At 68.8% G+C, this 7,763-nt stretch carries 7 protein-coding genes; 2 read left to right on the top strand and 5 right to left on the bottom strand.

The window, feature by feature from the left end:
- Window positions 1-1,915 (top strand): DNA polymerase I (gene polA / locus C4313_RS06705; RefSeq protein WP_352429096.1); only part of this gene is annotated, 1,915 nt, incomplete at its 5' end.
- A 7-nt stretch (window positions 1,916-1,922) separates the two neighbouring features.
- Here polA and C4313_RS06700 read toward each other — a convergent pair.
- Window positions 1,923-2,750 (bottom strand): ABC transporter permease subunit, encoded by an 828-nt coding sequence (locus tag C4313_RS06700; protein WP_352429095.1) that lies wholly within the window; start codon window positions 2,748-2,750, stop codon window positions 1,923-1,925.
- Between the two features lie 381 nt (window positions 2,751-3,131).
- On the bottom strand, window positions 3,132-3,905 hold the full coding sequence (locus tag C4313_RS06695; protein WP_352429094.1) for a fumarylacetoacetate hydrolase family protein: 774 nt from the start codon (window positions 3,903-3,905) through the stop codon (window positions 3,132-3,134).
- A 388-nt stretch (window positions 3,906-4,293) separates the two neighbouring features.
- On the opposite strand from C4313_RS06695, the gene C4313_RS06690 reads away from it, so the two are divergent.
- The gene (locus tag C4313_RS06690) at window positions 4,294-4,698 is read left to right on the top strand and encodes a hypothetical protein (protein WP_352429093.1); all 405 of its coding nucleotides are present in this window, start codon (window positions 4,294-4,296) and stop codon (window positions 4,696-4,698) included.
- Window positions 4,699-4,840: 142 nt separating this feature from the next.
- On the opposite strand, the gene C4313_RS06685 is transcribed toward C4313_RS06690, so the two are convergent.
- From C4313_RS06685 to C4313_RS06675, 3 genes are all read right to left on the bottom strand, one after another.
- The gene (locus tag C4313_RS06685; RefSeq protein ID WP_352429092.1) at window positions 4,841-5,560 is read right to left on the bottom strand and encodes a DUF8743 domain-containing protein; all 720 of its coding nucleotides are present in this window, start codon (window positions 5,558-5,560) and stop codon (window positions 4,841-4,843) included.
- Between the two features lie 117 nt (window positions 5,561-5,677).
- Entirely contained in the window at window positions 5,678-6,673 is a 996-nt protein-coding gene (locus C4313_RS06680; RefSeq protein WP_352429091.1) for an ABC transporter permease, read from the bottom strand.
- Entirely contained in the window at window positions 6,663-7,748 is a 1,086-nt protein-coding gene (locus tag C4313_RS06675) for an ABC transporter permease (RefSeq protein ID WP_352429090.1), read from the bottom strand. Before C4313_RS06675 ends, C4313_RS06680 begins: the two co-directional genes overlap by 11 nt.
- Window positions 7,749-7,763: the final 15 nt, after the last annotated feature.

Genomic DNA, 7,763 nt, shown 5'->3' with positions numbered 1-7,763 from the left:
GAGCCAGCCGATGCTCTTCCCGGCGCCCTTGGGGCCGGCGGTGACCCGGCCCATCGCGATGCCGCCCCTGCGCGCCGAGGGCCTGCCCCGCCCCACCGAGGCCACGGTGGTGACCGACGAGGCCGGCCTGGCTGCCCTGCAGGAGGCCCTGGCCCGGGCCCCCCGCTTTGCCTTCGACGTGGAGACAGACACCCTGGCCCCGATGTGGGCCAACCCGGTGGGGCTTGCCTTCGCCATCGAGGACGGGCGCGGCTACTACGTCCCGGTGGGCCATCGGGACGGCTCCCCGCAACTGCCCCTCCCCCGGGTCCTGGACGCCCTCCGACCCTTCCTCGCCGATCCCGGGCGCCCCAAGGTCGCCCACCACGCCAAATACGACATGCTGGTCCTGGCCCGCCATGGGGTGATGGTGCAGGGCCTGGCCTTCGACACCATGGTGGCCGAGTGGCTGTTGAACCCCACCGCCCACGGCCTGAGCCTCAAGCACCTGGCCTGGCTGCGGCTGGGGGTGGAGATGACCACCATCGAGCAGTTGATCGGGAAAGGCAAGGGCCAACGCTCCTTCGCCGACGTCCCGATCTCCGCCGCGGCCCCCTATGCCGCCGCCGATGCCGACCTCACCCTGCGCATCGCCCGCGCTCAGGAGGAGGAACTGCGCCGCCAGGGCCTGTGGGACCTCTTCGCCCAGGTGGAGATCCCCCTCATCCCCGTGCTGGTCCGCATGGAGCTGGCCGGCATCCTCATCGATGTGGCACTGCTCCAGCAGATGTCGAAGGAGTTCGAACAGCGCATCCAGGCCCTGGCCCAGGAGATCTACCGGTGGGTGGGCTACGCCTTCAATCTGGATTCCCCGCGCCAACTCTCGGATGCCCTGTTCGGCAAACTACAGTTGCCCCGGGCCAACGTGCCGCGGACCGGGACGGGGATGTACTCCACCGCCAGCGAGGTGCTGGAGGGGTTGCGGGGCGCCCACCCGGTGATCGACCTCATCCTGGAATACCGGCAACTGGCCAAACTGAAGAGCACCTATATCGACGCCCTCCCGCGCATGATCCACCCCGCCACCGGGCGCATCCACCCCACCTATCATCAGACGGGGACGGTGACCGGGCGTATCTCGGCCAGCGACCCCAACATCCAGAACATCCCCATCCGCACCGAGCTGGGCAAACAGATCCGCCGGGCCTTCATCGCCCCGCCGGGGTCGTTCCTCCTCTCCGCCGACTACTCCCAGATCGAACTGCGCATCCTGGCCCACATCACCCGGGACCCCGGGCTGATCGCCGCCTTCCAGGCCGGGGAGGACATCCATCGGGCCACCGCCGCCCGGGCCTTCGGGATCCCCCCCGAGCAGGTGACGGAGGAACAGCGGAACTTCGCCAAGCGCATCAACTACGGACTGATCTACGGCATGAGCGCCCACGGCCTGGCCCAGCAACTGGGGATCTCTCGCCGCGAGGCGGAGCGGTTCATCGCGCAATATTTCACCGCCTTCCCGCGGGTGCGGGCCTACATCGAGGCCATCAAGGCCCGGGCGGCCCGCCAGGGCTATGTGGAGACCCTGCTCGGGCGCCGCCGCTACTTCCCCGAGCTGAAGCCGGCCGGCGGGGAGGGGCTGCCGCGCCGGGTGCCGGAGGCCGTGCGCCGGGCCGCCGAGCGCGAGGCCATCAACGCCCCCATCCAAGGCAGCGCCGCCGACATCCTCAAACTGGCCATGATCCGCATCGACCGGGCCCTGCAGGAACAAGGGCTGCGGACCCGTATGATCATGCAGGTCCACGACGAGCTGGTCTTCGAGGTGCCGGAAGAGGAAGTGAACACGGTGCAGGGGCTGGTGGCCGAGGCCATGCGGACGGCCTACCCCCTCGCTGTCCCCCTGGAGGTCGAACTCCACATCGGGCCGTGCTGGTCGTGAGAGCTCCTCACAGATCCCGTCGCTCAAAACGGCGGACGGCGGCCAGGAGCAGGATGGCAATGTAGGCGATGGCGTAGAGGATCATGCGGTCGTTGGGGATGCTGGAGGCCGTGAAAGGCGTGAGCCCGCTCAGCCGGGCCATGGGGCTTTGCAGCTCGTAAGCCGCGCGGCGCCACATCGCCTCGGCCGGCATCAGCAGCGAGGCCAGGATCCCCAGGTCCACCACCGCCGGCGCCCCGGCCAGCCCTCCGATCTGCTCCGCCCAGCCGCCGACGAAAGCCACCCCATACAGGCCCAGCACCAGCGCGCCGTTGGCGAGGGTGGAGAGTCCAGCGCCGCCCCACAGCGAGAGCGCCAGGGGGACCAGCGCCCCCAGGGCCAGCAGGGCCAGCCCCCGCGCCCATCCCGCCGGGGCCCACCCGGTGATCGCCGTCGTCAGGCCCAGGACGCCACCGCCGAGCCCGAGGGTGTACAGCAGCAACCAAAGGGCGTGGCCGATCCCCTTCCCCAGCAGGATCTGCCAGCGGGCCAGGGGCCGGGCAGCCACCGCCAGGATCACCCCCGAGGCGATCTCCCCCGACAGCGTGTTCACTGTCCCCACCGCTGCCGCCATCACGCTCATCAGATGGACCACATACAGGGCGGCCAGCGCGAAGAAGCCGACCAGTTCGACCCCCATCCGAGGGTCCGGCGTCCCATGGCGGACTATCTCCCGGTGGATCCACCCGAGGGCGAGGCCGTAAAGGGCCAAGAAGGCCGCCCCCAACCCGAAGGCTGTCACCACCAGGCGGCGCCGCAGCGCCTCCCGCACCGTCAGCCCGATGATCCACCGCATCCGGACCCCCTCCCTCGCGCCGGCCGCCCCCGGCCGCGGGCGCAAGGACCACTATATCCGGCCCTGGCGCCCCCGCCCAGCCGCCTCTACACCTGGGAGCCAACCCTTGGGCTGCCCCCCCAGCCCGGCCGTGCAGAGCGCGCTGATCTCCGAAGGGCTCAGGGCCCGCCCCCCAAGGGATCGGTGACCTCGACCGCCGAGAAGACCAGCTCCCGCCCTCGCGGCAGGGCCGGAGGCTCGCGTCTATCTCTCTGTCCTTGTTTTGTCCCCCACCCGCTCCTGATGAATTGCTGTCCAGTTGCGGGTTCAAGATACGTGCCGCTTGTCGGAACGCCGGCTCCACGCTCCGAGCCATCGTTCCGCTCCAACGAAGAACACGGCTCATTCCGCTGGGACCACCGGGTTTCCTAGGACACCAACCCCGGGGATCTCCACCTCCACCCAGTCCCCGGGCCGAAGCGGGCCCACCCCTGCGGGGGTCCCTGTCAGGATCACATCCCCCGGCTCCAACGTCATGATCGCGGAGATGTAGGCGATCAACGCCGGGATCGAGAAGACCATCTCGCGGACCCGTCCTCGCTGACGGACCTCCCCGTTCACCCGGCAGAGGATCTCCAGATCGGCGATCTCCTGGGGAGAGAGATGGGTGACGATCCACGGCCCCAACGGGCAGAACGTATCAAAGCCCTTGCTCCGGGTCCATTGGCCGTCCCGCCGCTGGAGGTCCCGCGCCGTGACATCGTTCCCGCACGTCACCCCGAGGATGTATTCCCATGCCCGATCCTCCGGGATGCGATGGCCTCGCCGCCCGATCACCACGGCCAGTTCGGCCTCGTGCTCCACCTGCTGGGATTGGGGCGGGAGCCGGATGGGCTCCCCGGGGCCGATCACCGCGCTGGGAGGCTTCAGAAAGATCAGCGGCTCCGGCGGCACGTCGGCGTTCTGCTCGCGGGCATGGGCGATGTAGTTGCGGCCGACGGCCACGATCTTCGAAGGGACACACGGCGCCCGCCAGATCGCCGCTCCCGCCGGGCCCAGCGGCTCGCCCCGCTCCACCGCCCCCTGAAACGGATCCCCCCGCAGGGCAAACACCCGATCTCCTTCGAGAACTGCCCATCGCAGACCCTCCGCGGTGACCACCCGGCCGATGTGCACGGCCAACCTCCGTCAAAGATGTGCCCATGGGAGTCCACAGCCTCCAGTTTATCGCCATCGGCGGCTCCGCCCAATCCCTCGAAGGCCACGATCTGCCTCCGCAACGACTTCGGAAAACATTGGGTCCTTCTCAGATGCAAACCGAACGTTTGCCCGGGTCAAAGGATCCTTCGGAAAGATCTAAACCCAACGCATCTGTTGGGGTCTTTTCGCCCCCCGACATTCAGCCCGGGGCTCCAGCCTCATCTTCGCAGGGCGTATGGGATCTGGAAAATCGGGGCCCTGGGGGCTTTCTTCTCGGTTTTGACAAAATTTCCCTTTTGTGATACTCATTGTTGAGATCATGAGGGAGAGTCCCTCATCCGAATCTCTTCCGGAGGCTTTTGCCATGAAGGAGATCCTGGAAAGCCGGATCACAGTGCTGCGGTCCCAACTGGCGGACCTGGAGCAACGGCGGGCCCATGTGGAGGCACAGTTGCGGCTGCTTCAGGACATCGCGGAATTGATGGAGAAGTATCCGGATCTGGGGGAGGGGGTGATCGGCCTGTTCCGTCAGACCACGATGCCGCGCCGCCGGCGGACCCGGGAACTGGTGATGGCCATCGTGGATGTGCTGACCAACCATCCCCAGGGCCTGGAGCTGGAGGAGATCCGCAAGGCCCTGCTGGCGCGCGGGCTGCAGGTCCCGGGGAAGGACGAGCAGATGCAGCGGGCCCGTCTCACCCTGATCTTCCGCAAGAACCCGGATCTGTTCCAGCGGGTCCGGCGCGGGGTTTATCGGTTGAAGGTATAAAACCATCCTTTCCCGAGGCACTTCGATGGGACCGGGGGCCCACGGCCCCATCGTGGCCCCCGGTCCCTGAAGACCGCCGCAGAGCGCCCGGCCGCTGTCGAACGCTCCCCGCGCTCCCCAAAGGGCTCCTGCGCCGGGGTCTTCAAGAGTCCTCGAGCGGGCCGGGGCTGGCCGGGCCGCCCAAACGGCCCACCCGCTCCAGGATCCGGCGCAGGCACCCGTGCAGGTCCTCTTGGAGCGCCCCCGCGGGGATCACCCACAGGTTCGGGGCCTCTTCCCGGAGCCGCCGCTCCGAGGGGCGATCCGACCACCGCAGGCCCAGGACGCCTTGGGCGCAGACAATGCGGAGATCCACCGGCACCGATCGCCCTGCCGGCGCCACCGTTCCCCCGGGGAGCACGACCAGGCCGGCCTCCCGAAGGGCTCGCAGAAGCACCTGGCGCTCGCCCCCCGCCAGCGTCAACTCCGAAAGGTCTGAGGCCGCCAGAAGGCGCTCCCCCGTGGTCAGCAAGAACGTGAAGCGGCGCCCCCGAGGGCTTCGGATCGGCCGGGGGAGAGACTGGATCGGCCCCAGTTGCAACAGATAATAGGGCTCCCCGGCCCGTGGATGATCCGGCTCCTCCGGCAGGAGATCCCGGCGTCGTGCCAGTTCGTGCCCCCGCACGGCGGCGTAGAAGCGCACCGACCAGCGGTCCGCCCCGAAGGCGGCAGTGTGATAGAAGGCCAAAAAATCCACATAGGGGACCAGCGGTGGGGCTTGCCGGGCCGGGATCCGATACGCGCCCATGGCCTGGATCCAGGCCCAATCCCGCGGGGTCCGCACCACGCCCACCAGGACCACCGCCTCCGGGTAGAGCATCATCGTCCATCCCTTGCGCGTCCGTCCGCGACGGTCCCGCCGGAGGTTTCTCCCCGCGTGGGAAGGGAGCGGCCGGACGGGAGGTCGCTTCCATGAAGAATGATAGCCCCTTCGGGCCGCTCACTCCTCTTCGAAGGCCACCCCCAGGGCAGCCGGAGGGGAGACCTGGAGGCTGCGCAGGATCCGGAGGGCGATCCGACGGCTGGACGCCGGCAGCCGGGCCAGCATGGTCTGGGCCCATTCGGTGTTGCCCAGGTTGGTCAGCAGCAGGGTGAAGATCATCAAGGGGAATGGGGCTACGTTCAGGACTTGGGAAGGGATCCCCGGCAGGCGGGGCTGGAGGACCAGGCTGAGCCATTGCAGGAGAGCGAACAGGAAAGCCCCCAAGGCCCCGCGGACCGGGTGCCACCCACCGAAGATGGTGATCGCGAGGACGATCCATCCGATCCCATCGATCCCCGAGATCGGCCCCTGCCAACCGCCCTTGAGGTCGAGGGTGTAGGCGGCCCCAGCGAGCCCCACGAGGGCCCCGCCCAGCACCGCGTAGCGGTAGCGGACGCGGGTCACGGGGATGCCGCGAGTGAAGGCAGCGGGCGGCCGCTCCCCCACCCCCCGCAGCACCAACCCCGGCCGGGTCCGGAAGATCCAGACCCAGGCGAGGAGGATGGTCAGGAAAGCGATGTAGACCAGGGGGCTCTGCTGGAAGAACAGCGGGCCCAACACGGGCAGCTCTGCCAGCCAGGGGATCGGGATGTGGCCCACCCGGGGCCCCGGCACGCCCATGAAGGGGTTCCCCAGGAAATAAGCCAGATCCCGTCCCAGGAGGGCCAGCACCAGGCCCACGGCCACCTGGGATTGCCGCAGGGTCAGGCTGGCGAAGGCGACCACGAGGGCCATCACCGCCCCGATCAACGCGCCGACCAGGAATCCGGAGACCAGGCTTCCTGTCTGCACGGCGACGGCGAAGGCGGCCATGGCCGCCAGCAGCATCGCGCCGTTGACCGAGAGGTTCACCACGCCGGCCCGCTCCGAGAAAGTCTCGCCGATGACCGCGATCGTCAGAGGAGCGGCGGCGGCCAGCACACCCGCCAAGCCGAAGACCCACTCAGGCGTCATCGCCAGGCTCCGCGGTCCGTTTGGGTTGCCAGCGCGCGCGGGCGCCCTGCATGAGCAACACGAAGAGGACCAGCGCCCCTTGCATCACCCCGGAGAGGGTGGAGTCCAGTTTGAGGGTGATGGGCAACTGGATGCTGCCGATGTTCAGGGCGGCGAAGAAGAACGCCACCGGCACCGACCAGGTCACCCGATAGTTGGCCAGCATCGCCACCAGCAACCCCAGGTAGCCGTAGCCGCTGGAGATCGGCGGGATCAGGCGGTGGTAGACGGCCGTGACCTGGACAGCCCCCGCCAGGCCGGCCAGGGCCCCGCAGCCCATCAGCGCCAGGAACAGATACCGGGCCGTCGGCACCCCCAGCAGATGGGCCGCCCGCGGGTTCTTCCCGATGGCTTTCAAGCGAAGGCCGAAATAGGTGTTGCGCAACAGCACGTAAACCAAGATGACGCTCAACAAGGCCAGCGCCAGCGCCCAGGGGCTCAGCCGCAGGTCCGGCCAGGTGGGCAGCCAAAGGGCCTCCGGGAAAGGCTCCGTCCCGCTCATGGAGCCGATCCCCGGCCGCTTCCAGGGGCCGAAGATCAGCCAGAGGATCAGCGTGGTGGCCACGAAGTTCAGCCCCAGCCCTCCGAAGATCTCGTGGACCCCGCCGTAGATCTTCAAGAGGCCCACCCAGGCGGCCCAGATGGCCCCGCCGGCCATCCCCGCGGCCATCGCCAAAACCAGGATGAGGGCGGGGGGCAGATCGGTGGGCTGAAGGGCCCGCAGGAGGCCGGTGGTGGCGATGGCCCCTAGCATGATCTGGCCCTCGACCCCGATGTTCCACAGCCCGGCGGTGAAGGTGAGCAGCAGGCCGGCGGTGGTCAGCATCAGGGGCACCCAGGCCACCAGGATGTCGGCCGCGCGCCGGAGGGAGCCGAAGGCCCCCGCTAGCACCTGGCGATAGGCCTCTAGAGGAGGCGCCCCGGCCACCAGCAGCACCAGCGTGGTGAACAACAGGGCCATCAGGATGGAAAGGCCCTGGAACCCATACTCCAGCCAGCGGGAGGGACGCCCGCGCAGCAACAGGATCTCTTTCATCGCAACTCGCCCGCG

It is taken from the genome of Thermoflexus sp., assembly GCF_040289485.1.
Lineage (GTDB): Bacteria > Chloroflexota > Anaerolineae > Thermoflexales > Thermoflexaceae > Thermoflexus.
Note: the sequence above shows the minus strand (reverse complement) of the source record. Positions and strands in the feature narration are given on the sequence as shown.